The following is a 22253-nucleotide window of genomic DNA, read 5'->3' as shown; positions in this document are numbered from 1 at the left end:
TCCACGAGGCTGCCGCCATGTCGCTTCCCGTTCACTTCCTTCGCCCTGCCGCCCAGGGTTTCGCCATCGGTCTGCTGATCGCCGTCGCCGGCTGCGGTATTTCCCGCGAGGGCGAACCGAAGCAGAAAGCCGCTGCAAACGCCGACGCCATTCAGGTCGAGCCCACCATCAAGCCCGCGAGCCCACCGCCGCAGCTGGCGGAGAGTGCCAAGCTGGAGCGCTCCGTCGGTTATGTCGCACAGGCGCCTGTCGCGAGCATCGCCCCCGTTCCCATGGCCGACATGCAGCAGCCCGGCTACGTGGACGTGCCGCGCGAGCAGTACCAGAACCTGCCGGACAACCCGGTGCACGCCGTGGCCCAGGACCCGGTCTCCACCTTCAGCATCGACGTGGATACCGGCAGCTACGCCAACGTCCGCCGCATCCTCAACGAAGGTCGCCTGCCGCCCAAGGGCGCGGTGCGGCTGGAGGAGATGGTCAACTACTTCCCCTACGACTACGCACTGCCCAGCGATGCCGCATCGCCCTTCGGCATCACCACCGAGCTTGCGCCCACGCCGTGGAACCCGAATACCCGCCTGCTGCGCGTCGGCATCAAGGCCTCGGACCGCAGCGTCGCCGCGCTGCCGCCGGCCAACCTGGTGTTTCTGGTGGACGTCTCCGGCTCCATGGACCGCCGCGAGGGCCTGCCGCTGGTGAAGAGCACCCTGAAGCTGCTGGTAGACCAGTTGCGCGACCAGGACAAGGTGTCGCTGGTGGTCTACGCCGGCGAGTCGCGGGTGGTGCTGGAACCGACGTCCGGGCGCGACAAGGCGACCATTCGCAACGCCATCGAGCAGCTCCAGGCCGGTGGCGCCACAGCGGGCGCGTCGGGCATCGAACTGGCCTACCGGATGGCGCAGAAGGGCTACCTGGACAAGGGCATCAACCGCATCCTGCTGGCCACCGACGGCGACTTCAACGTCGGCATCAGCGACTTCGAGACCCTCAAGCAGATGGCTGCGGAGAAGCGCCGCAGCGGCGTTTCGCTGACCACCCTCGGCTACGGCGTGGACAACTACAACGAGCAGCTCATGGAGCAGTTGGCCGACGCCGGCGATGGCAACTACGCCTACATCGACAACCTGCGCGAGGCGCGCAAGGTGCTGGTGGAGCAGCTCAGCTCGACCCTCGCGGTCGTCGCCAAGGATGTGAAGATCCAGCTGGAATTCAACCCCGCCCAGGTCAGCGAATACCGTCTGCTCGGCTACGAGAATCGCGCGCTCAAGCGTGAAGACTTCAGCAACGACAAGGTGGATGCCGGGGAGATCGGCGCGGGGCATACCGTCACGGCGCTCTACGAAATCGTTCCCACTGGCGGCAAGGGCTGGCTGGAGCCGCTGCGCTACCAGAACGACGCGTCGAAGGGCGCTGCCAAGGGTGACGAGCTGGCCCTGCTGCGAGTGCGCTACAAGGGCCCGCAGGGTGGTGCCAGCCAGTTGATCGAGCGGCCGATCCGCGCCGCCGAGCAACGCGCGAACATTGCCCAGGCCAGCGATGACCTGCGCTTCGCCGCGGCGGTGGCGGCCTTCGCCCAGCAGCTGGAAGGCGGTCGCTACACCGGTGCCTTCGACATCGGCGATACTGTGCAGCTGGCTCGCGCCGCACGCGGCGAGGATCGCTTCGGCCTGCGCGGTGAGTTCGTCCAGCTCGCCGAGCTGGCGCAGAGCCTGCAGACCCCGGTACCCGAACAGGCACGGATCGAGTGATGTGAACATACCCCTCAGGGACGACAGTGACGCCGTGCTGCTGCGGCGTTATCGACAAGGCAACGCCGAGGCCTTCGCCGAGCTCTACGCTCGCCATCGCCTCGGCCTGTTCCGCTTCCTCTGCGGCTTGTGCGGCGACAGCGCACAGGCCGAGGAAGTCTTCCAGGAAACCTGGCTGAGCCTGGTCCGCAGTGACAGCCAGCCGGGCGCGGCCAGCTTCAAGACCTGGCTGTACCAGATCGGCCGCAACCGGCTGATCGACCATTGGCGCAAGCAGGGGCGGCACCAGGGGCGCCAGGAGAGCTTCGACGAGCAACTGCACGGCGATGCGCTGCCCGGAGAGAGCGAGGATCCCGAGCGTGAACTGGTCCTGAGCCGCGACCAACAGCGCCTGCAGGGCGCACTGGAGGCGCTGCCGGAGGAGCAGCGCGAAGTCTTCCTGCTGCGCGCCCACGGCGACCTGGAACTGAACGAGATTGCCGAGCTGACGCGAACCCCGGCCGAGACGGTGAAGAGCCGGCTGCGCTACGCGTTGCAGAAACTGCGCCGGTTGCTGTCCGACCCGGCGGCGACCGAGGAGGTGAGCCCATGAACCGCGATCCGCGCGAGCAGGAATTGCTCGAGCACTACCGCCGGCACAGCGACGAGCAGCCGTCGGCGCAGCTGGACGCGCGCATCCTGGCCGCCGCCCGGGCTGCCGTGCAGGAGCGCAAGCCGAGCTTCGCCGAACGCCTGCGCCATTGGCTACTGGGCACCGGCAGCCGCCAGCGCTGGGGTGTCGCCGTGGCCGGTCTGGCGACCCTGGGCATCGGTCTGAGCCTGACCCTGCGCACCTACGAGGAAGCGCCGGAGCGCTTCGACGCTCCCGTCGCCCCGGCCCTGTTGAGTGCGGCACCACCGGCCCCGGCGCCTGCCATGGCTCCTGCGGCGCCGCCCGCCACCGAGCCGGCGGAAGCCAAGCGCAAGGCCGAGTCCGTCGCCCGTAGCATCGCCAACCAGCAGTATGCGGCGCCGCCTGCGGCGAAGGCGTCCGGCGCGCTGGCGGAGGAGGCCGCACCCACCGCTCAAATGGCCGATGCCATGGCACCGCAGGAGCCCCAGGCCAGTCTGTTGCGTCTGCGTGTGCTGCAGGAGCAGGGGCAGCAGGATGAGGCTCGCGAGCTGCGCCAGGCCCTGCAACGGCAGTTTCCGAAGCTGGATATCGATGCCGCGCTGCGCGCCCTGCCGGCCAAGCCTTGACCGAAGACAGGCCGCCGCAAGGCGGCCTCTGACAGACTCATGGTGATAACTGGCCTCTTGCCATGGCGTTCGACTCGCGCCAGCATGGCGCGTTTTTTCCCGCTTGCCCGATCATGACGTCCAGCCGAATCTTACTTGCCGCCTGTCTGACACTGCTGCTTGCCGCCTGTGGCGACGAGCACAAGGACAAGGCCCCGAGTCCGACTCCACCCGCGCAGCCCACCGCGGAGACGGCGCCGGCCCCCACGCCTGCACCGCAGCCGGCCGCCGAGCAGCCGCGCGAGTCGGAAGCCGTGCCGGCCGCGGCCGAGCCGGTGGCATCAACCAGAGCGCCGGCTGTCGAAGCGGCAACCAAGCCCGAAGCGAAAGCCCCTGCCAAGCGCGAGACCAAGGCGGACTCCAGGGCGAGGACGGCGAAGACGCCGGCGGTCGATCCCGCCGTCAAACAGCCCCTGCCGCCGGTGAAGCTGGACCTGCGCCTGCCCAGGGATCTGGTGCATCAGTTGCAGCCCGACCAGCCGGTGCTGGAGCAGGAAGACAAGCCGCTGTTGCCGCCGATGTTCGAGGAGAAGACGGGGCAGAGTCCGTTCGAAATGGGCGCGCGGCTGATCCAGCGTGAACGCAACGAGCGCGAGACCGACGACGACAGTTGGCACTCGGATATCCGTGGCGCGGAGCTGCAGTTCCAGTTCCGTAACTGATCTGCACTTTCGGCGTGAGCTTCGAGGCTGATCGCGGACAGAGTCCGCTCCTACGAGCCTGAAAGCCCCTCTCCCTAACCCTCTCCCGCAAGCGGGAGAGGGGACCGTACGGCGCAGAATGAAGCCTTGACGTCAGCCGGCACGGGCAGTTCTCTCTCCCAAGGGGAGAGAGAACCGTTCAGAGCAGGATGAAACCTTGGTGTCAGTCGGCGCGGACTGCCCCCTCTCCCTGAGGGAGAGGGCTGGGGTGAGGGGGATGCATCGGCACGGACTCGCCCGGACGAAGACAGTTGCTCCTACGAAGAGCCGTCCGGCACCGGGACAGCCGTGGCGTAGGGCGTATAACGTTCGACGTCATACGCCGTTCGGATGTTCAGAAGCGGTGCTCGCCGCGGCGGATCGACTCGAACAGGCCGCCATCCAGTGCCCGGTAGCCGGGCTCGCCGGGCAGGCGCACGAACAGGGCCTCGTTCACCTGCTGCGGGTCGTAGGCGCTGCGCTTGAGATCGGTCTTCTTGTACTTGAAGGTCCCGGTGGTCTCCACCTGGTCCAGCAGGCGCAGGAACAGCGGCACGGCGTAGGCCGGCAGCTCGCGGTCCAGGTGTTCGGCCAGTTGCCTGCCGTCCAGGCTGGCGCCATCGCGCAGGCGCAGCGCGGCCATGCCGCAGCGGCCATTGGTGCCGGGTATCTCCACGCCATAGACCACCGCATCCTCGACGGCCGGGAAGGCGCCCAGGGCGTTCTCCACCTCGGTGGTCGAGACGTTCTCGCCCTTCCAGCGGAAGGTGTCGCCCAGGCGGTCGACGAACTGGGTGTGCTTGAAGCCGATGTCGCGCATCAGGTCGCCGGTGTTGAACCAGGCGTCGCCCTTCTTGAACACGTCGCGGAAGATCGCCGCCTCGCTCTTGGACGGGTCGGTGTAACCGTCGAACGGCCACTTGTCGCTGATCTCGCTGATCAGCAGGCCCGCCTCGCCCTTGTCGACCTTTTCCATGAAGCCCTTGGCGCCGCGCACCGGCCGGTCGTTCTCCAGGTCGTAGCGGACGATGGCGTAGGTGGCCGGGGAGAAGCCCACCGTGTTGTCGAAGTTGAACACGTTGGTGAAGCCGATATTGCCTTCGCTGGAGGCGTAGAACTCGGTGATCCGCTCGATGCCGAAGCGCGCCTTGAATTCGTTCCAGATCGACGGGCGCAGGCCGTTGCCGATCATGCAGGTGAGGCTGTTGCCGCGTTCCTCCGGGCATTCCGGCTGGTTGAGCAGGTAGCGGCAGAGCTCGCCGATATAGCCGAAGCAGGTCGCCTGGTAGGCCTGCACGTCCTTCCAGAAGGCACTGGCGGAGAACCGGCGGCGCAGGGCGATGGCCGCGCCGCCGGCCAGCGCCGCGCTCCAGCACACGGTCACGGCGTTGTTGTGGTAGCAGGGCAGGGTCAGGTAGAGCACGTCGCGGGTGCTCAGCCCCAGACCCGAGTGGCCGAAGCCGCCGTAGGCCTTGATCCACTTGCCGTGGCTCATGATCGAGGCTTTCGGCAGGCCCGTGGTGCCGGAGGTGTAGATGTAGAAGCAGGCGTCCTTCAGGCGCACCTGGGCGGTCTCGGACAGGTTGGTCGAACCCTGCTCCTGGGCCATGCGCATCAGGTTGTGCCAGCCCACCGGCGGCTGGCTGGGTTCGCTCAGGGTGTCGCCGTCGGCCACCCAGTAGCAGCGTCCGCCGCTGTTCTCGAGCACCGGGCGGACCTCCTCGAAGGCTTCGCGCAGCTCCTCGCCGACCACGAAGTGGCTGGGTTTGACCAGGTTGAGGCTGTGGCTGAGCACCTGGCCGCGCTGGGTGGTGTTGACCAGCGCGCCGATGGCGCCGAGCTTGGCCAGGGCGGCGAGCACCACCATCAGTTCGGCGCGGTTCTCCAGCATCACCGCCACCACGCTGGCGTGGCCCACGCCCTCGGCCTGGAAGGCTCGCGCCAGGCGGTTGGCCCAGCCGTTGAAGAGGGCATAGGACAGGCGCCGGCGTTCGTCGATCAGCGCCGGGCTGTCCGGGTACAGGCGCGCGGCGCGCTCCAGGGCCCAGCCCAGGGAGAGGTTCTTCTCGCGGTTGCGGATGCCGGTGTAGTACAGCCCGCGCAGCATGCGCGGCACACGTCCGAGGGTGGCGGGCAGGTGGGCGATGAAGCGGGTCGGGGTGATCAGGTCGGCGTGGGTCATGGCTCTCGCGCTTTGTCGTTGTTCTGCGGGAACTGGCGTCCCATCACTCTAGGAGGTGTTTGCGCATCGAGGCTATGACCCGGACGCGCGGTGCGTCAGGCAGTTCGGCAAATGGGCCGCTAGGGGCGGCAGCGGCACGCGGCAAGCGCCGCAGGGCGAATAACCGCGTGCGGTTATCCGCCGTCCGTTGTGGTGCGCCGAATGGCGGGTCGTCAGTCGAGGAACAGGTCCGGCACCAGGCTGCCGCCATTCGGGTCGAAGCGGTATTGCTCGAAGTCGGTCTGGCCCTGTTCGCGCAGGATGTCCTCGTCGATCAGCAGGCGTCCGCTGATGCTGCGCCCCTGGCTTGCGAGGATGGCGTAGGCGGCGTCGGCCATGATCGCCGGGGTGCGCGCGCGCTTGAAGGCTTCGCGGCTGCCCAGTTCGAACTCGATGGCGGCGGTGGCGATCATGGTCTTCGGCCACAGGGCGTTGACGCTGATGCCGTAGCGCTTGAACTCCTCGTGCATGCCGAGGGTGAGCATGCTCATGCCGTACTTGGTGACGGTGTAGGGGCCGTGCTGGGCGAACCATTTGTTGGCCATGTTCAGCGGCGGCGACAGGCTGAGGATGTGGCCCTGACTCTGCTTCAGGTAGGGCAGTGCGGCCTGGCTGCAGACCATCACGGCGCGGGTGTTGATCTGGTACATCAGGTCGAAGCGCTTGGGTTCCAGGCGTTCCACGCCCACCAGCTTGATGGCGCCGGCGTTGTTCACCACCGCGTCGATGCCGCCGAAATGCTCGGCAGCGCGGGCCATGGCTTCGCGCACGGCGTTTTCGTCGCGTACGTCCAGTTGCAGGGCCAGCGCCTTGCCGCCGGCGGCCTCGACTTCCGCGGCGACGCTGAAGATGGTGCCTTCCAGTTTCGGATGGGGCTCGGCGCTCTTGGCGGCGATGACGATGTTGGCGCCATCGCGCGCGGCGCGCAGGGCGATCTCGCGGCCGATGCCACGGCTGGCGCCGGTGATGAAGAGGGTTTTGCCGTTGAGGGACATGGTTGGGGCTCCGTGTTCTTGTTGTCTTGTTTTGACGGAATCGCTGGCGGGAACCTGTAGGAGCGAGCTTGCTCGCGAACAATCCCCGCAGCGGGGCCTCGGTTCGCGAGCAAGCTCGCTCCTACGAAAAGCGAAAAGCGGCTCAGGCGTCTTCGGCCTCGACCTCCACCAGCAACTGCCGCGACTTCACCTGCTCGCCCTTGCTCACCTGCACGCGGCGGATCACGCCGTCGACGCCGGCCTTGAGCGGGTGCTCCATCTTCATCGCTTCCAGCACCAGCAGCAGCTGGCCCTTGCTGACCCGCGCGCCCTCGGTCACCAGCACATCGACGATGGCGCCATCCATCGGCGCCTTCACCGTGCCCGAGCCGGCGCCGCCGACCGCGCCGGCGGATTCGTGGGTGACATCGAGCAATTCCAGGTTGCCGTCCGCGCCGTACAGCCACAGGCGCGCGCCTTCGCGGTGGAAGGGCAGACGGCGGCGGATGCCGTCGGCTTCCAGGATCGCGTCGCCGTTTTCTTCTCCGAGTAGACGCAGCTCAACCTGAACGTCGCCGATACGCGCCAGCAGCGCCGGCTGGGTGCCATGTTCGCGGACCTCCAGCTCGACGACGAACTTCTCCTCGCCCTGCTTGAGCGCGAAGCGCCATGGCGCGCTGCCGGCGCTGCGCCAGCCGGCGAGCCCCGGCTGGTGCGCGCGGTCACTGGCCGAAGCCTGGTAGAGCAGGGCGGCGGCGCAGGCCAGTTCCAGGGGCTGCGGTTGGCGCGGCGCGAGGCTCGGGTCGTTGGCGAACTGCTCGCCGATGAACGCGGTGGTGGCCTTGCCGGCGGCGAACTCCGGGTGCCTGAGCAGGTTGGCGAGGAAGCGCTGGTTGCCGGTCACGCCCAGCAGCACGCAGTCCTCCACGGCGCGCACCAGCTTGCGCCGGGCCTCATCGCGGGTGGCGCCGTAGGCGATGACCTTGGCCAGCATCGGGTCGTAGAACGGCGTCACCGGCTGGCCTTCGCGCAATCCGTGGTCGATGCGGATGCCATCCAGTTGCGGCGGCGTCCAGCGCAGCACCTGGCCGGTCTGCGGGAGGAAGCCATGGCCTGCGTCCTCCGCGTACAGGCGCACTTCGATGGCGTGGCCCTTGAGCTGGATCTGCTCCTGGGTCAGCGGCAGCGGATGGCCCTCGGCGACGCGGATCTGCCAGGCCACCAGGTCCTGGCCGGTGACCAGTTCGGTGACCGGGTGCTCCACCTGCAGGCGGGTGTTCATTTCCAGGAAGTAGAAGGCGCCGCTGGCGTCCAGCAGGAACTCCACCGTGCCGGCGCCGATGTAGTTCACCGACGCGGCGGCCTTCACCGCGGCCTCGCCCATGGCGGCGCGCAGTTCCTCGGTCAGCACCGGGCAGGGCGCTTCCTCGATGACCTTCTGGTGGCGGCGCTGCACCGAGCAGTCGCGCTCGCCGAGGTAGACGATATGGCCGTGGCTGTCGCCGAACACCTGGATCTCCACGTGACGCGGCTGCACCACGGCTTTCTCCAGGATCAACTCGCCGCTGCCGAAGGCGTTCTGCGCTTCCGAGCGGGCGGTGCGCAACTGCTCGGCGAGGTCTTCACCGCGGGTCACCAGGCGCATGCCGCGCCCGCCGCCGCCGGCGCTGGCCTTGATCATCAGCGGGTAGCCGATGCGCTGCGCCTCGCGGATGAGGGTGGCGTCGTCCTGCTCCGCGCCTTCGTAGCCGGGGATGCAGGGCACGCCGGCTTCGAGCATGGCGATCTTCGACAGGCGCTTGCTGCCCATCAGGTGGATGGCTTCCACGCCGGGGCCGATGAAGACGATGCCGGCGGCCTCGCAGGCGCGGGCGAAGTCGGCGTTTTCCGAGAGGAAGCCGTAGCCGGGATGCACCGCGTCGGCGCCGGTACGTCTGGCGGCGTCGAGGATGGCCTCGGGCTTCAGGTAGGACTGGCCCACCGGCGCCGGGCCGATGCACACGGCTTCGTCAGCCAGTTGCACGTGGCGGGCGTTGGCATCGGCCTCGCTGTACACGGCCACGCTGCGGTAGCCCAGGTCGTGGGCGGTGCGGATCACCCGGCAGGCGATCTCGCCGCGGTTGGCGATGAGGATCTTGTCGAAGCTGGGCATGGAGATTTCCTCGGGGCTACTGCGCCCAGTTCGGTTTGCGTTTCTGCACGAAGGCCATAGTGCCTTCAGCACCCTCCGCGCCAGTCACCGCTTCGGCGAACTGGCGCGCGGCGTCGTCCAGCAGCGGGCCGAGGGCTTCGGTCTCGGTGGCCAGCAGCAGCGCCTTGGTCGCGGCGTTGGCGCCGGGGGCGCAGCGGCGGACCTGCTCGAGGCTGTCCGCCAGGTGCTGGCCAAGGCTCTCGGCGCTGTCCGCGCAGGCATGCACCAGGCCCAGGCGCAGCGCCTCGCGGCCATCGAAGCGGGCGGCGGTAAGCGCCAGGCGGCGCGCCTGGGTCAGGCCGATGCGCTTCACCACGAAGGGCGCGATCTGCGCCGGCAGGATGCCGAGGCTGGTTTCCGGCAGGCCGAACTGCGCGTCCGCGGCCGTGATGGCGATGTCCGAGACGCAGGCCAGGCCGAAGCCGCCGCCCAGCACCGCGCCTTCCAGCGCGGCGACCAGCACCTGCGGCTGTGCCTGGGCTTCTTCCAGCAGGCCGCCGAAGGCGCGGTTCAGCGCAGCATGGGCGTCCGGGCCGGCGGCGCGGGCACCGGCCATGTCCTTGATGTCGCCGCCGGCGCAGAAGTGCCCGCCGGCGCCGCGCAGGACAATGGCGCGCACGGCACGGTCGTCGCGCACGGCGGCGAGCACCGCGCGCAGTTCGCCGACCATCGCCAGGCTCATGGCGTTGCGGCTGTCCGGGCGGTTGAGGGTGACGTGCAGCACGCCGCCGTCACGTTCCAGCAGCAGGGTTTCGCAGTTCGGCAATTGGCTCATGCCGCAATTCCTCGTCGATTTTGGCTCTTCGTAGGAGCGAGCTTGCTCGCGAACGGAGTTTCACTTGGCGCCGAAGTGCCATGCGGTTCGCGAGCAAGCTCGCTCCTACAAAAGCAGGGTCAGCCCTTCTTCTTGCCCGGCAGGGTGCCCATCAGCTTGCAGATGATGCCCAGCATGATTTCGTCCGCGCCGCCGCCGATGGAGACCAGGCGGGTGTCGCGGTAGGCCCGCGAGATCGGGTTCTCCCACATGAAGCCCTGGCCGCCCCAGTACTGCAGGCAGGCGTCGGTGACTTCGCGGGCCAGGCGGCCGACCTTGAGCTTGGCCATGGAGGCCAGGCGAGTGACGTCCCTGCCCGCCACGTACAGCTCGGTGGCCTGGTAGGTGAGGGCGCGCAGGCTCTCGATCTCGGTCATCAGCTCGGCCATGCGGAAGTGGATGACCTGGTTGTCGATCAGCGCCTGGCCGAAGGTCTTGCGCTCCTTGCAGTAGTCGATGGTGGTGTCGACGCAGTACTCCAGACCCTTGATCCCGCTGGCGGCGGCGAACAGGCGCTCCTCCTGGAACTGCAACATCTGCATCATGAAGCCCGAGCCCTCGACGCCGATGCGGTTGCGCTGCGGCACCCGTACGTCGTCGAAGAACACCTGGGCGGTTTCCGAGCTGCGCATGCCGAGCTTGTCCAGGTGCGGGCTGACGCTGATGCCCTTGCTGTTCATCGGCACCATGATCAGCGACTTGTTGAGGTGCGGCTTGCCGTCGGAGGTATTGGCCAGCAGGCAGATGAAGTCGGCTGAGGGCGAGTTGGTGATCCACATCTTGCTGCCGTTGATGATGTAGTCGTCACCGTCCTTGCGTGCGTTGGTCTTCAGCCCGGCGACGTCGGAACCGGCGCCCACTTCGGAGACGCCGATGCAACCGACCATCTCGCCGGCAATGGCCGGGCGCAGGAATTCGTCACGCAGCTCGTCGGAGCCGAAGCGCGCCAGGGCCGGGGTGCACATGTCGGTCTGCACGCCGATGGACATGGGGATGCCGCCGCAATGGATGGTGCCGAACTCCTCGGCAGCCACCACCGAGTAGCTGTAGTCCAGGCCCATGCCGCCGAATTTTTCCGGCTTGGAGATGCCCAGCAGGCCCAGCGCCCCGGCCTTTCTGAAGACTTCGTGGATCGGGAAGCGGCCAGCCTTCTCCCACTCGTCGACGTAGGGGTTGATCTCGCGATCGACGAAGTTGCGCACGGTGCGGCGGAGTTCTTCGTGTTCCTGGGTGAAGATCATTGTTGTTGTTCTCCTTGAGCCTGAATGTTGGATGGACGCGTCAGAACCGCGCGACGCCGAAACTGTTGTTCTTCAGCGGCCGCACGGCCGCCTCCGCGCAGATATCCAGCAGGTAGCCAAGCAGCGCGCGGGTGTCGCGCGGGTCGATCAGCCCGTCGTCCCACAGGCTCGCGGTGCCGTAGAGCGCGGTGGACTGGGCGTCGAGCTTCTGCGCGGTCATCTGTTCGAGCATGTCGAGCATCTTCGGGTCGGCGTCCTTGCCCTCCTTGGCGTGCTTTTCCTCGGTGACGATGCGCAGCACCTTGCCGGCCTGGGCGCCCCCCATCACGGCGGTGCGGCTGTTGGGCCAGGCGAAGATGAAACGCGGGTCCAGGCCGCGGCCGCACATGGCGTAGTTGCCGGCACCGTAGGAGCCGCCCACGACCAGGGTGAGCTTGGGCACGGTGGCGTTGGCCACCGCCTGGATCATCTTCGAGCCGTGCTTGATCACGCCCAGGCGTTCGGACTCGGTGCCCACCATGAAGCCGGTGGTGTTGTGCAGGAACAGGATCGGCGTGTTGCTCTGCTCGCACAGCTGGATGAACTGCGCCGCCTTGGCCGCACCCTGCGGGGTGATCGGGCCGTTGTTGCCGATCAGGCCGCAGGCGTGGCCTTCGATGTGCAGGTGGCCGCAGACGGTCTGGCTGTCGAACTCGTTCTTGAAGTCGAGGAAGCGCGAACCGTCGGCGATGCGCGCGATGATCTCGCGCACGTCGTAGGGCTTCTTCGCGTCCGCCGGCACCACGCCGAGCAGTTCTTCGGCCGGGTACAGCGGTGCGTCCCATGCCTTTTTCGGGCGCGCCGGCAACTGCGCATTCCACGGCAACGCGGCGAGGATTTCGCGGGCCAGGCGCACGCCGTCGGCGTCATTCTCGGCCAGGTATTCGGCGGTGCCGGCGACCTGGGCGTGCAACTCGGCGCCACCCAGTTCCTCATCGGTGGCGATCTCGCCGGTGGCGGCCTTGAGCAGCGGCGGGCCGGCGAGGAACATCTTGGCCTTGCCGCGCACCACCACCACGTAGTCCGACAGCCCCGGCTGGTAGGCGCCGCCCGCAGTGGACGAGCCGTGCACCACGGTGATCTGCGGAATGCCCGCCGCCGACATCCGCGCCTGGTTGGCGAAGCCGCGTGCGCCCTCGACGAAGATGTCCGCCGCGTAGTTCAGGTTGGCGCCGCCGCTCTCGGTCAGCGCTACCACCGGCAGCTTGTTCTCCAAGGCGATCTGCTGCAGGCGCAGGGTCTTCTTCAGCCCGGTGGGGGAGATGGTGCCGCCCTTGATCGCGCTGTTGCTGGCGGTCACCAGGCAGCGCACCCCGGCGATGTAGCCGATGCCGGAGATGATGCCACCGCCGGCCTGGGTGCCGTCCTTGTCGTCGTGCAGCTTGTAGCCGGCCAGCGAGGAGAGTTCGAGGAACGGCGCGCCGGCATCCAGCAGCAGGTTCAGGCGCTCGCGTGGCAGCAACTGGCCGCGCTTGTCGAACTTGGGCTTGGCCTCGGCGGCCTTGTCCAGCACCTTCTGTTCGACCTCGCGGAAGCTCGCCACGGCGGCCAGCATGGCCTCGCGGTTGCGGGCGAACTCTTCGCCCTGGGCGTCGATTTCCGACTGAATCACCGGCATGGCTTACTCCTGATCCTTCAGCACATCGGGTAGATAGGCACGGTGGAAGCCGTTGTAGGAGCGGCTCTGCCCCGGCTTCGCCTTGGACAGCGGGAAGGCGCGGCTGCCCTGGCTGGCGGCGCCGTCGATGCGAATGGTGTTGCCGCTGATGAAGGCCGCGCCGGGGGAGAGCAGGAAGACGATGGCGGCGGAGACTTCCGACTCGGTGCCGATACGCTTGAGCGGTACGTGCTCGCGCAGGGTCGGGATCACCGCCTTGAACGCGCCTTCATAGGTGTCCATGCCGCTGGAAGCGATCCAGCCCGGCGCCACGGCGTTGACCCGCACCCCGGCGTGGCCCCACTCGATGGCGGCGGTCTTGGTGAAGTTCTCCATGCCGGCGCGCGCCGCGCCCGAGTGGCCCATGCCGGGCATGCCGCCCCACATGTCGGCGAGCATGTTGACGATGCTGCCGCCGGTCTTGCTCAGGCTCTGGTTGAACACTTCGCGGGCCATCAGGAAGCCGCCCACCAGGTTGGTGCGCACCACCGCCTCGAAGCCTTTCAGGTTGATCGATGCCAGCGGCGCGGGGTACTGGCCGCCGGCGTTGTTGACCAGATGGTGGATCGGCCCGCGCTCGGCGATGACCTGCGCCACCAGCGCCTTCACCGCGTCCTCGTCGCGGATGTCGCAGCTGTGCCAGCTGGCGCTGCCGCCGTCCTCGATGATTTCGCCGGCGGTCTTCTCCAGCTTCTCGGCCTTGCGTCCGACCAGCACCACATGGGCGCCGAGGGCTGCCAGCTCATGGGCAGTGCAGCGGCCGATGCCGCTGCCGCCGCCGGTGACGATGATGGTCTGGCCGTCGAACAGGCCGGGTTTGAAGATCGAGTCGTATGCCATGTGTTGTTCTCGTCCTGCCGGGTTTGGCCCCCACCATGTCAAGGTGGTGCTCTAACGCTGTTCTTTTCTTTTGTAGGAGCGAGCTTGCTCGCGAACAGGCTCCGCTGCGGGGCTGGGGTTCGCGAGCAAGCTCGCTCCTACGAAGAGCTCACTTCATCGGCGATGTGCTGCGGCACCGCCACCGGGAATTCCAGCAACTGCTGGGCGAAGGCCTTGCCCTGCGGGTCGATGCGCAGGCTGGCGACGCCGCCGCCGCCCAATGCGTTCTCCAGCAGGAAGTTCAGGCTGTGAGTGCCCGGCAGGTGCCAGCGGCTGACGCGGCCCGTCTGTTCGTCCAGCACGTGCTGCATCCACTCGGCCACGGCGCCCTCGCTCAGCGCCTCGGCGATCCACGGCAGGTACTCCGCCTTGCGCGCCATGACGCCGATGTTGCTGTGGTTGCCCTTGTCGCCGGAGCGCGCCACGGCCAGTTTCACCAGCGGTACGCTGGCCTGGGCGGGGCCTTTCGCTGCGGCAACCGGCACATCGTCACCCAGAGCCGCCGGGTTGAAGCCGTCGATCTGCGGCAGGAAAACCGGCTGGCGCTGGCCGTCGATTTCAACGGCCAGTTCGCAGGCGGCCTTGTCGATCAGGAAGGAGAACAGGCGAATCACCGGATACACGGTGGGGCGGCCGCCGACGATGCCGGTCAGGCCTGGCGCCATGCCGGTGGCGGCCTGGGCAATCTCGCGGGAGAACAGCACCAGCGCCTCCTTGCGGCTGTGGCGCACGGCGAGCTTCACCACGATCTCGCGGCTGTCGCTACGGCGCCCGTGCGGGCCATAGGTGGCCTCGCTGCCGAGCAGTTCGACGCTCACCTCGCGGTACGGGCCCCAGCCGCGCTCCATGAGGATTTCCTCGGTCTTGGCAATGATCGCCTGGCTGACCCGCTCGGCCTTCTTCACGGCGTCGATGCCGGCGATCAGGCAACTGGCGGTGCAGCGGAATCCGTCCGGGTAGGTGGCGCTGACCTTGTATTGCCCGGTGGGCGGCAAGCCGCGTGCGCCGCTGACGGCCACGCGGTTTTCGCCGACCTGGGCGAGCTGGACCTGGGTGAAGTCGCAGACCACGTCGGGCAACAGGTAGGCGCGCGGGTCGCCGATCTCGTAGAGCATCTGCTCGCCCACCGACAGCGGCGAAACCAGCCCGCCGGTACCCTGCGGCTTGGTCACCACGAAGTCGCCGCCGGCCTGTACCTCGACGATGGGAAAGCCGATGTGCTCGTAGTCCGGCACGCTTTCCCAGTCGGTAAAGTTGCCGCCGGTGCATTGCGCGCCGCATTCGATGATGTGCCCGGCCAGTGCGGCCTGGGCCAGCTTGTCGTAGTCGTTCCAGGCCCAGCCGAACTCATGGACGAGGGCAGCGCTGACCACGGCGCTGTCCACCACGCGGCCGGTGATGACGATATCGGCGCCGGCCTTCAGCGCTGCGACTATGCCGGGCGCGCCGAGGTAGGCGTTGACCGACACGCACATCGGCGGCAGCGGGGCGTCACTGAACATCTCGCGGATGCCGGCCTTGGCCAGTTCGCCCAGGCGCGGTTGCAGGTTGTCGCCGTGCACCACGGCGATTTTCAGCGCCACACCGGCCTTCTCGCAGGCGGCGGCCAGGGCACTGGCGCAGGCCTGTGGGTTCACACCGCCAGCGTTGCTGATCACGCGGACCCTCTTCGAGGCGATGTCGCCCAGCAACGGTGTCATCACTTCGACGAAATCGGTGGCGTAGCCTGCCTCGGGATTCTTCAGGCGCGCGCCGGCCATGATCGACATGGTGATCTCGGCCAGGTAGTCGAACACCAGGTAGTCCAGCTCCGCGCCGCGCACCAGCTGGGCGGCGGCGGTGGAGGTGTCGCCCCAGAAGGCGGAGGCGCAGCCGATACGTACGGTACTAGTCATTGTTTTGCCCGTGACGTTGGGTGATGGAATGACATTACCAAGCAAGCGCTTGGTTGAAAAGGGCCGATTTGACCTCTCTGGTCGCCAGCAGCCCAACCATTGGATGGCCAAGCGCTTGCTTGGTAGGCGTGCGCGGGCTTACATTTCGCCAAACAACACAAGCACTTGCGTGGCGTTCTCGTGAATCGCCGCGAACGGACGAGCCGGATGGGGAGACAGACAGCGTGGATGACCGCAAAGCCCGCGAAGTGATGCTGGAGCTGGTCGGGACCGGGCAGATCACCGACCCGGAAAGCGCCCGCGGCAAGCTGCTGCAGACCGCCGCGCACCTGTTCCGCGCCAAGGGCTACGAACGCACCACGGTGCGCGACCTGGCCAGTGCCGTGGGTATCCAGTCCGGCAGCATCTTCCATCACTTCAAGAGCAAGGATGAGATCCTGCGTTCGGTGATGGAGGAAACCATCCTCTACAACACCGCCCTGATGCGCGCTGCCCTGGCCGACGCCACCACCCTGCGCGAACGGCTGCTGGCGCTGATCCGTTGCGAACTGCAGTCGATCACCGGCGGTACGGGCGAGGCGATGGCGGTGCTGGTCTACGAATGGCGCTCGCTGTCGGAAGAAGGCCAGGCCTACATTCTCAGCCTGCGCGACATCTACGAGCAGATGTGGTTGGAAGTGCTGGAAGAAGCGCGTGTGGCGGGCTGCAGCCAGGGCGATCCGTTCATCCTGCGGCGCTTCCTCACCGGGGCGTTGTCCTGGTCCATCACCTGGTTCCGTCCCGATGGCAGCCTGACGCTGGATGAGCTGGCGGAGCAGGCGCTGCTGCTGGTGATGCGCGAATAGGTTCCTGGTGTGGGAGCGAGCGGTCCGGTGCGGGCTCAGAGAATCCGCAACGGATAGCTGAACAGCAGCAGGTGCAGGCTGTTCACCGCCGCGTGCAGCAGCACCGCCACCAGCAGGCGGCCGCTGAAGTGGAAGGCCAGGCCGTAACCCAGCCCCGCGATGCCCGCGACCACCGCGAACAACGGGTTGATCGGCCAGTGCACCAGGCCGAAGAGAATGCTCGCGGCTGCCACGCCGAAGAGCGCACCGAAGCGCCGCACCAGTTCACTCTGCAGCAGGCCACGGAAGAAGGCCTCCTCGGTGAGCGAGATCACGCAGACATTGACCAGCATCCATAGCCAGAAGCCTGGCGGCCATTTCGGATTCCACACCACCAGCCCGCCCGCCACGGCGACCAGTGGCACTGCGAAGAGGGTGGTGACGATGGCGATGGCGGCGAAGTCCGGCGAGGGCTTTTGCTCCGGCTCAGGCGCGCGACGCAGCCACCAGGCGAGCAGGGTGATGCCCACCAGGGCCTTGTCCCAGGACAGGCGAAGGGCGTAGACAGGGGCGTCGGGACTGAGCTGGCGAACCGGCCAGAGCGTCCATGAGGTCGTGCCGGGCAACAGGTGCGCGGCCAGCGCGACGCTGATCACCAGGCACGGCAGCCACCAGAGCAGGCGAGGCATGAACTGCTCGCCGTAGAGCGTCCAGGCGACATAGATGGCGCCGATCAGCAACCCCACCGGCTGGACATAGCCCAGCGCGAATCCGCAGAGCAACAACACGACGGGCGCCAGCGGCAGGAGCTTCCTGAGCATTCTTTCCTCCATCCAGGGAGGCGCAGTCTAGGCAATTTCCACTACCGCTGGCCATCGTTGGCGTCAGTTTTTGGCTGATCGGTCAGCCACTTGCAAAGTACTCAACGTTTGTCTTCGGCGTCCTTGGCGTCCATTTCCGCATTGCGTTCATGGATGCGGCGCAGCTGTTCCTCGGTGAGCGGAAGCTTCTTCGCCGTATCGCGCAGCATCATCAGCGCCCCGACGATCGAGCCGAGGGCAAGGGCAATGATCAACCAGGCATACCAGGGCATGATCCCGTCTCCGACAGTGGTTGTAGCCTTCAACGATACGCTGGCGGAGCGGTTCGCGCAGGTCTTTGTGGCTGAGGCTCATTTCATCCACTGCGTCAGCCGGAGCGCGAACAGGATGCTCAGGCACATGCAGGCGAAGGCCAGCCAGGCATTCGGCCAGAGCAGCGGCATGCCGAAGAGGATCAGGCTGTCGTTGCCGCCGGGTACCAGGCTCGCGCCGGTGCCCATCAGGGCGCCACCGGCCAGGCAGCGGGAGAGGTCCGTGGCGCGGGGCCAGCGATGCTGCCAGCTTCCGCCAAGCCAGCCGCCGAGCAGGGCACCGGCGAACAGCGCGGGCAGCAGCAGGCCACGGATGCCCAGGTGCATGAAACGTCCGTTGGCCAGCTCGCCGAGTACATCGGTGTAGCTCCAGGGGCCGACTACGCAGAACAGCCCGAGGAAGCACAACGCGATGACCAGGGTCGCCAGATGTGCGGACCGCTGTGCGACGCCCGCGCGCCATGCGCCGCGGAGGATCCAGCCGCCGCGCAGTACCAGGGGGAGCAGCACCAATGCAGGCAGGGCGGGAGGCAGGTTCTGCAGCCAGGTGGGCAGGGCCATGGGCATTTCCGTCGCCGTCGCACCCCAGTAGCGGGCGAGCAGGCAGCCGCCGAGGAAACCCAGCGGCGTGCCCAGCCAGGCCCACTGGCCGGAGCCGAGCCGGGCGACGGTGCCGAACACGCACCCGCCATTGACCAGTGCGCCCACGCCCAGCAGCACGCCGCCGGTGACGGCCCCCCAGTGCAGGCCGAACCCCATGGGAACGTTCGGCAGAAGGCCGAGCGCACGCAAGGCGATCAGTCCGGCCATGACCCAAAGCGTGGCCTCCAGCAACGCGGCGAAACGAGTCCAGCGCCGATGCTGCAGGGCTTCCTCGATGGCGGCGACCAGGCAGGTGCCGCCGCGCTGGATGGCGAACCCCATGAGCAATGCCAGCGCCAGGCTGGCGAGCAGGATCGGCATCGCATTGGCTCCCATCGCGGTCGTCCCTCCAGGCAGTAGACGCGGCCCTGGGTCCATTGTTACGCCCCAATGAAGCCCCGATGAAAATTGGGTTGGCCGAGACGGCTGTCACAGGGGGCAGTCTGCCGCCATTACGACCTGCTGATCTGGGCCGATTCGCACAAGGTGCTGCAGTACCTGCGCGAAGAGTGCGAGTGGGAGAAGGTCGGCGGCCTGCTGAGCATGCTCGGCCGCCTGCGCGAACGCCTGAGCGCCTGAGACCCGGAGCAATCCTGCCGGGCGGGCTACGGAAGTCGGCGCGTTTCTGCGACAATACGCGCCGATTTTTTCGCAACCTCCGAGAGAGCCCATGTCCGCCTGCCAGTCCCCGATCATCGTCGCCCTGGATTTCCCCACCCGCGAAGCCGCGCTGGCGCTGGCTGACCAGCTCGACCCGAAGCTGTGCCGGGTGAAGGTGGGCAAGGAGCTGTTCACCAGCTGCGCCGCCGGTATCGTCGAGACCCTCAACAGCCGCGGCTTCGAAGTCTTCCTCGACCTGAAATTCCACGACATCCCCAACACCACCGCGATGGCCGTACGCGCCGCCGCCGAGATGGGCGTGTGGATGGTCAATGTGCATTGCTCCGGTGGCCTGCGCATGATGAGCGCCTGCCGTGAGACCCTCGAAGCCTTCAACGGCCCCAAGCCGCTGCTGATCGGCGTGACCGTGCTGACCAGCATGGAGCGCGAGGATCTGGCCGGCATCGGCCTGGACGTCGAGCCCCAGGAGCAGGTGCTGCGGCTTGCCAGTCTCGCCCAAAGGGCGGGCATGGACGGCCTGGTCTGCTCGGCCCAGGAAGCTCCGGCGCTGAAAGCCGCGCACCCGTCGCTGCAACTGGTCACCCCCGGCATCCGTCCGGCCGGCAGCGCCCAGGACGACCAGCGCCGCATCCTCACCCCGCGCCAGGCGCTGGACAACGGCTCCGACTACCTGGTGATCGGCCGCCCGATCAGCCAGGCCGCCGACCCGGCCAAGGCGCTGCAAGACATCGTCGCCAGCCTGGCCTGAGCGCCTTCTCCGTAAAGTCGCCAGACACGAAAAAGCCCGCTTGATGCGGGCTTCTTTCTTTTCTGTAGGAGCGAGCTTGCTCGCGAACGGATTTCCCGGCGGCTGATGTGTTGGGCGGTTCGCGAGCAAGCTCGCTCCTACAACAACGGCAGTCAGCCGTTGGCCTGTGCCATCTGCGCCCGACCAACCCAGCGCTCGCGCACCACGTCGTACACCCAGTTGAAGACGATGGCGTAGGGCAGGAAGAACAGGATCAGGCCGATATCCAGGATGAAGGCCTCCAGCAGGCTCACCGACAGCCACCAGGCGGCCAGCGGCACCAGCAGGAAGATCAGCCCCAGTTCGAACAGCGAGGCGTGCAGCACGCGCACCGGCAGGGTGCGGGTGAAGCCCATGCGCTGCTGGGCGCGGTCGAAGCCGGCGTTGAACAGCATGTTCCACAGGGTGGCGATGGCCGAGAACATCAGGGTCATGGCGCCCATGTGGCCCAGGGGGCGATCCATCAGCCAGGCCAGGACCGGCGCGCAGATGGCGACCGCCAGCAGTTCGAAAAGCACGGCATGGAACAGCCGCTCTTTAAGGGTTTTGTTCGGGCTCATGGGATTCTCCAGTAAATGATTCTCTCGTCTCTCAATAAGGGGAGACCGAGAGGGCCGACTCCGTCGGTCCGGCGCTATTATCATCGGTCGACCGGCTGGATATAAGTTGGATACCATCGGTTAAACCGATGGAAGAGGGCGCCACCGATGCAATATTCCCCCGAATCCCTGCAAGCCTTCGCCGAGGCCGCCTGCCTTGGTTCCTTCAGCGCCGCCGCGCGCAAGCTGGGCAAGAGCCAGTCCACCGTCAGCGAAGCCATCGCTCGCCTGGAGATCGACCTGAGCCTCACGCTGTTCGACCGCAGTTCCCGCCAGCCGCAGCTGACCGAGGCTGGCCACGTGCTGCTCGGGCGGGTGGAAGAGGTGTTGATGGCCAACGACCGTCTCGGCCAGCTCGCCCAGCAGCTCGCCGGCGGCCTGGAATCGCGGGTGACGCTGGCCATGTCCGATACCTACCCCTCGGCGCAGTTCGAGGCGCGGTTGGCGGAGATCGACGCGCGCTACCCGGACCTGGAATTCGAATGGTTGATCGCCGAACACAGCGACGTGCTCGATCTGGTCGTCCAGGGCCGCGCCAGCCTGGGGTTGCTGGCCGCGCAGCGGGAATATCCGCCGGACATCGGCTCGGCAACCCTGAACGAACAGGCGGAATTCGGCCTGTTCGTCAGCCGCGACCATCCGCTCGCCAGCCGCGAACGGGTGGAGCGGGAGGATTTGCTGGCGTACCGGGCGCTGCGCCTGAACACCTACCTGGATGACGCCGCGCCGCTGCTCGGCGGGCGCTGCTGGAGCGCGCCGAACTACCTGCTGTTGCTGGATATGGCCGTACTGGGCTTTGGCTGGATCGAATTGCCCAGCTGGATGGTGGGACGTTTCGCCGGCGGGCGCATGCACGAGCTGAAAGTCGCCGGCTGGCCGCGCCGGGTGGCGGTGGACGTGATCTGGTCACGGCAGCGCCCGACGGGGCCGGCGGCCAGTTGGCTGGTGGAGCGGCTGCTGGGACGCTAGGGTCAGTGGAAGCATGCGCTGCTTCAGAGGTGGACGGCTTCACAGGCGGACTGCTTCACAGGAATGCGGACGAGATGTGTCCGGGCCTATGACGGCTGGCGCGGGGCCAGTAGGATCGGAGTTTTCCTAGAGCGAGAGGTCAGGATGCGCGCCAAGCTGGAGAATTGCCTGAAGGCAGTGGATGACGTTCTGCTCGGCAAGGAGATTCAGGTCCGGCTGGCGCTGACCTGTCTGTTGGCCCGTGGCCACCTGCTCATCGAAGACCTGCCCGGCATGGGCAAGACCACCTTGAGCCATGCCCTGGCGCGGGTGCTGGGGCTGAGTTTCCAGCGTATCCAGTTCACCTCCGACCTGTTGCCCGGCGATGTGCTGGGCACCTCGGTGTTCAACCGGGACAGCGGGCAGTTCGTCTTTCATCCGGGGCCGATCTTCGCCGAACTGGTGCTGGCCGACGAGATCAACCGTGCTACGCCCAAGAGCCAGAGTGCGCTGCTCGAAGCGATGGAGGAGGGTCAGGTGACCATCGAGGGTGCGACCCGTCCGCTGCCCGAGCCGTTCTTCGTCATTGCCACGCAGAACCCGGTGACCCAGGGCGGCACCTTCGCACTGCCGGAATCCCAGTTGGACCGCTTCCTCATGCGCCTGTCGCTGGGCTACCCCGGCCGCGCGGCGGAGAAGGCGTTGCTGCTGGGCGAAGCGCGTCGTGACCTGCTGCCGCGCCTGGAACCCATGCTCGACCCGAAGGAGCTGCTGGCGTTGCAGGGCGAGGTGCTGGAGGTGCGCGCCAGCGATGCGCTGGTGGATTACGTGCTGCGCCTGGTCGAGGCCACCCGCAGCCAGCCGGCGTTCGCCCTCGGCCTGTCGCCGCGCGGCAGCCTCGGGCTGCTCGCAGCCGCGCGCGCCTGGGCGCTGCTCGCCGGCCGCGATTATGCGATTCCCGAGGATGTGCAGGCGGTGCTGCCATCGGTGGCCGGTCACCGGTTGCGCGATCAGGCCGACCCCACTGGCCACGGTGGCGGCGCGCTGGTGCAGTGGTTGCTGCGCGAAGTTCCGGCGCTCTGA

The 22253-nt window shown here is 67.4% G+C and carries 21 protein-coding genes; 9 read left to right on the top strand and 12 right to left on the bottom strand.

The genetic code is table 11. The annotated features are described in order from the left end of the window. Window positions 1-17 precede the first annotated feature (17 nt). The 4 genes from ACAW63_RS23365 (at window position 18) to ACAW63_RS23350 (ending at window position 3688) form a co-directional block, all read left to right on the top strand. The gene (locus ACAW63_RS23365; RefSeq protein ID WP_371229356.1) at window positions 18-1748 is read left to right on the top strand and encodes a von Willebrand factor type A domain-containing protein; all 1731 of its coding nucleotides are present in this window, start codon (window positions 18-20) and stop codon (window positions 1746-1748) included. A gap of 1 nt (window position 1749) precedes the next feature. Further along, window positions 1750-2340: an RNA polymerase sigma factor gene (locus ACAW63_RS23360; RefSeq protein ID WP_371229353.1), complete on the top strand. Its 591-nt coding sequence runs from the start codon at window positions 1750-1752 to the stop codon at window positions 2338-2340. Beyond that, window positions 2337-2987: a hypothetical protein gene (locus ACAW63_RS23355; RefSeq protein WP_371229350.1), complete on the top strand. Its 651-nt coding sequence runs from the start codon at window positions 2337-2339 to the stop codon at window positions 2985-2987. The genes ACAW63_RS23360 and ACAW63_RS23355 overlap by 4 nt, the downstream gene beginning before the upstream one ends. A gap of 62 nt (window positions 2988-3049) precedes the next feature. Beyond that, on the top strand, window positions 3050-3688 hold the full coding sequence (locus ACAW63_RS23350; protein ID WP_371229347.1) for a hypothetical protein: 639 nt from the start codon (window positions 3050-3052) through the stop codon (window positions 3686-3688). A gap of 373 nt (window positions 3689-4061) precedes the next feature. On the opposite strand, the gene ACAW63_RS23345 is transcribed toward ACAW63_RS23350, so the two are convergent. The 8 genes from ACAW63_RS23345 to ACAW63_RS23310 all read right to left on the bottom strand — a co-directional run bounded on the left by ACAW63_RS23345 (window position 4062) and on the right by ACAW63_RS23310 (window position 15617). Further along, window positions 4062-5888, bottom strand: a complete 1827-nt coding sequence (locus tag ACAW63_RS23345) for a long-chain-acyl-CoA synthetase (RefSeq protein WP_371229345.1) — start codon at window positions 5886-5888, stop codon at window positions 4062-4064. 212 nt (window positions 5889-6100) lie between these two features. Further along, window positions 6101-6922, bottom strand: a complete 822-nt coding sequence (locus tag ACAW63_RS23340; RefSeq protein ID WP_371229342.1) for an SDR family oxidoreductase — start codon at window positions 6920-6922, stop codon at window positions 6101-6103. Between the two features lie 142 nt (window positions 6923-7064). Next, window positions 7065-9053, bottom strand: a complete 1989-nt coding sequence (gene atuF / locus ACAW63_RS23335; protein ID WP_371229339.1) for a geranyl-CoA carboxylase subunit apha — start codon at window positions 9051-9053, stop codon at window positions 7065-7067. A 16-nt stretch (window positions 9054-9069) separates the two neighbouring features. Beyond that, on the bottom strand, window positions 9070-9867 hold the full coding sequence (gene atuE / locus ACAW63_RS23330; protein ID WP_371229336.1) for an isohexenylglutaconyl-CoA hydratase: 798 nt from the start codon (window positions 9865-9867) through the stop codon (window positions 9070-9072). A gap of 119 nt (window positions 9868-9986) precedes the next feature. Then, window positions 9987-11147, bottom strand: coding sequence for a citronellyl-CoA dehydrogenase (gene atuD, locus ACAW63_RS23325; protein WP_371229334.1), 1161 nt, complete (start codon window positions 11145-11147; stop codon window positions 9987-9989). A 40-nt stretch (window positions 11148-11187) separates the two neighbouring features. Continuing rightward, on the bottom strand, window positions 11188-12804 hold the full coding sequence (atuC, locus tag ACAW63_RS23320; RefSeq protein WP_371229332.1) for a geranyl-CoA carboxylase subunit beta: 1617 nt from the start codon (window positions 12802-12804) through the stop codon (window positions 11188-11190). A 3-nt stretch (window positions 12805-12807) separates the two neighbouring features. Continuing rightward, window positions 12808-13683, bottom strand: coding sequence for an SDR family oxidoreductase (locus tag ACAW63_RS23315; protein ID WP_371229329.1), 876 nt, complete (start codon window positions 13681-13683; stop codon window positions 12808-12810). 137 nt (window positions 13684-13820) lie between these two features. Continuing rightward, window positions 13821-15617: an acyclic terpene utilization AtuA family protein gene (locus ACAW63_RS23310; protein ID WP_371229326.1), complete on the bottom strand. Its 1797-nt coding sequence runs from the start codon at window positions 15615-15617 to the stop codon at window positions 13821-13823. Window positions 15618-15841: 224 nt separating this feature from the next. Here ACAW63_RS23310 and ACAW63_RS23305 point away from each other — a divergent pair, with 224 nt between their 5' ends. After that, window positions 15842-16462 carry a TetR/AcrR family transcriptional regulator gene (locus tag ACAW63_RS23305; RefSeq protein WP_371229323.1) on the top strand — a complete coding sequence of 207 codons (621 nt, stop codon included), beginning with the start codon at window positions 15842-15844 and terminating at the stop codon, window positions 16460-16462. Between the two features lie 35 nt (window positions 16463-16497). On the opposite strand, the gene ACAW63_RS23300 is transcribed toward ACAW63_RS23305, so the two are convergent. The 3 genes from ACAW63_RS23300 to ACAW63_RS23290 form a co-directional block, all read right to left on the bottom strand. Further along, window positions 16498-17262, bottom strand: coding sequence for a lysostaphin resistance A-like protein (locus tag ACAW63_RS23300; protein WP_371229320.1), 765 nt, complete (start codon window positions 17260-17262; stop codon window positions 16498-16500). A gap of 101 nt (window positions 17263-17363) precedes the next feature. Next, window positions 17364-17534 carry a DUF2897 family protein gene (locus ACAW63_RS23295; RefSeq protein ID WP_371229318.1) on the bottom strand — a complete coding sequence of 57 codons (171 nt, stop codon included), beginning with the start codon at window positions 17532-17534 and terminating at the stop codon, window positions 17364-17366. Window positions 17535-17612: 78 nt separating this feature from the next. Next, window positions 17613-18551, bottom strand: a complete 939-nt coding sequence (locus tag ACAW63_RS23290) for a YeeE/YedE thiosulfate transporter family protein (protein ID WP_371229316.1) — start codon at window positions 18549-18551, stop codon at window positions 17613-17615. A gap of 72 nt (window positions 18552-18623) precedes the next feature. Between ACAW63_RS23290 and ACAW63_RS23285 the strand changes: the two genes are divergently transcribed. Together ACAW63_RS23285 and pyrF are read left to right on the top strand one after the other, a co-directional pair. Further along, window positions 18624-18794: a hypothetical protein gene (locus ACAW63_RS23285; RefSeq protein WP_331319022.1), complete on the top strand. Its 171-nt coding sequence runs from the start codon at window positions 18624-18626 to the stop codon at window positions 18792-18794. Window positions 18795-18885: 91 nt separating this feature from the next. Beyond that, the gene (gene pyrF, locus ACAW63_RS23280; RefSeq protein ID WP_371229313.1) at window positions 18886-19584 is read left to right on the top strand and encodes an orotidine-5'-phosphate decarboxylase; all 699 of its coding nucleotides are present in this window, start codon (window positions 18886-18888) and stop codon (window positions 19582-19584) included. A 152-nt stretch (window positions 19585-19736) separates the two neighbouring features. On the opposite strand, the gene ACAW63_RS23275 is transcribed toward pyrF, so the two are convergent. Beyond that, the gene (locus ACAW63_RS23275; RefSeq protein ID WP_371229310.1) at window positions 19737-20183 is read right to left on the bottom strand and encodes a multidrug/biocide efflux PACE transporter; all 447 of its coding nucleotides are present in this window, start codon (window positions 20181-20183) and stop codon (window positions 19737-19739) included. Between the two features lie 147 nt (window positions 20184-20330). Between ACAW63_RS23275 and ACAW63_RS23270 the strand changes: the two genes are divergently transcribed. Together ACAW63_RS23270 and ACAW63_RS23265 are read left to right on the top strand one after the other, a co-directional pair. Next, the gene (locus ACAW63_RS23270) at window positions 20331-21191 is read left to right on the top strand and encodes a LysR family transcriptional regulator (RefSeq protein ID WP_371229307.1); all 861 of its coding nucleotides are present in this window, start codon (window positions 20331-20333) and stop codon (window positions 21189-21191) included. Window positions 21192-21335: 144 nt separating this feature from the next. Further along, the gene (locus tag ACAW63_RS23265; protein ID WP_371229305.1) at window positions 21336-22253 is read left to right on the top strand and encodes an AAA family ATPase; all 918 of its coding nucleotides are present in this window, start codon (window positions 21336-21338) and stop codon (window positions 22251-22253) included.

Source organism: Pseudomonas sp. QE6 (assembly GCF_041379005.1).
GTDB lineage: Bacteria > Pseudomonadota > Gammaproteobacteria > Pseudomonadales > Pseudomonadaceae > Pseudomonas.
This window is presented reverse-complemented; position numbering and strand designations above follow the sequence as displayed.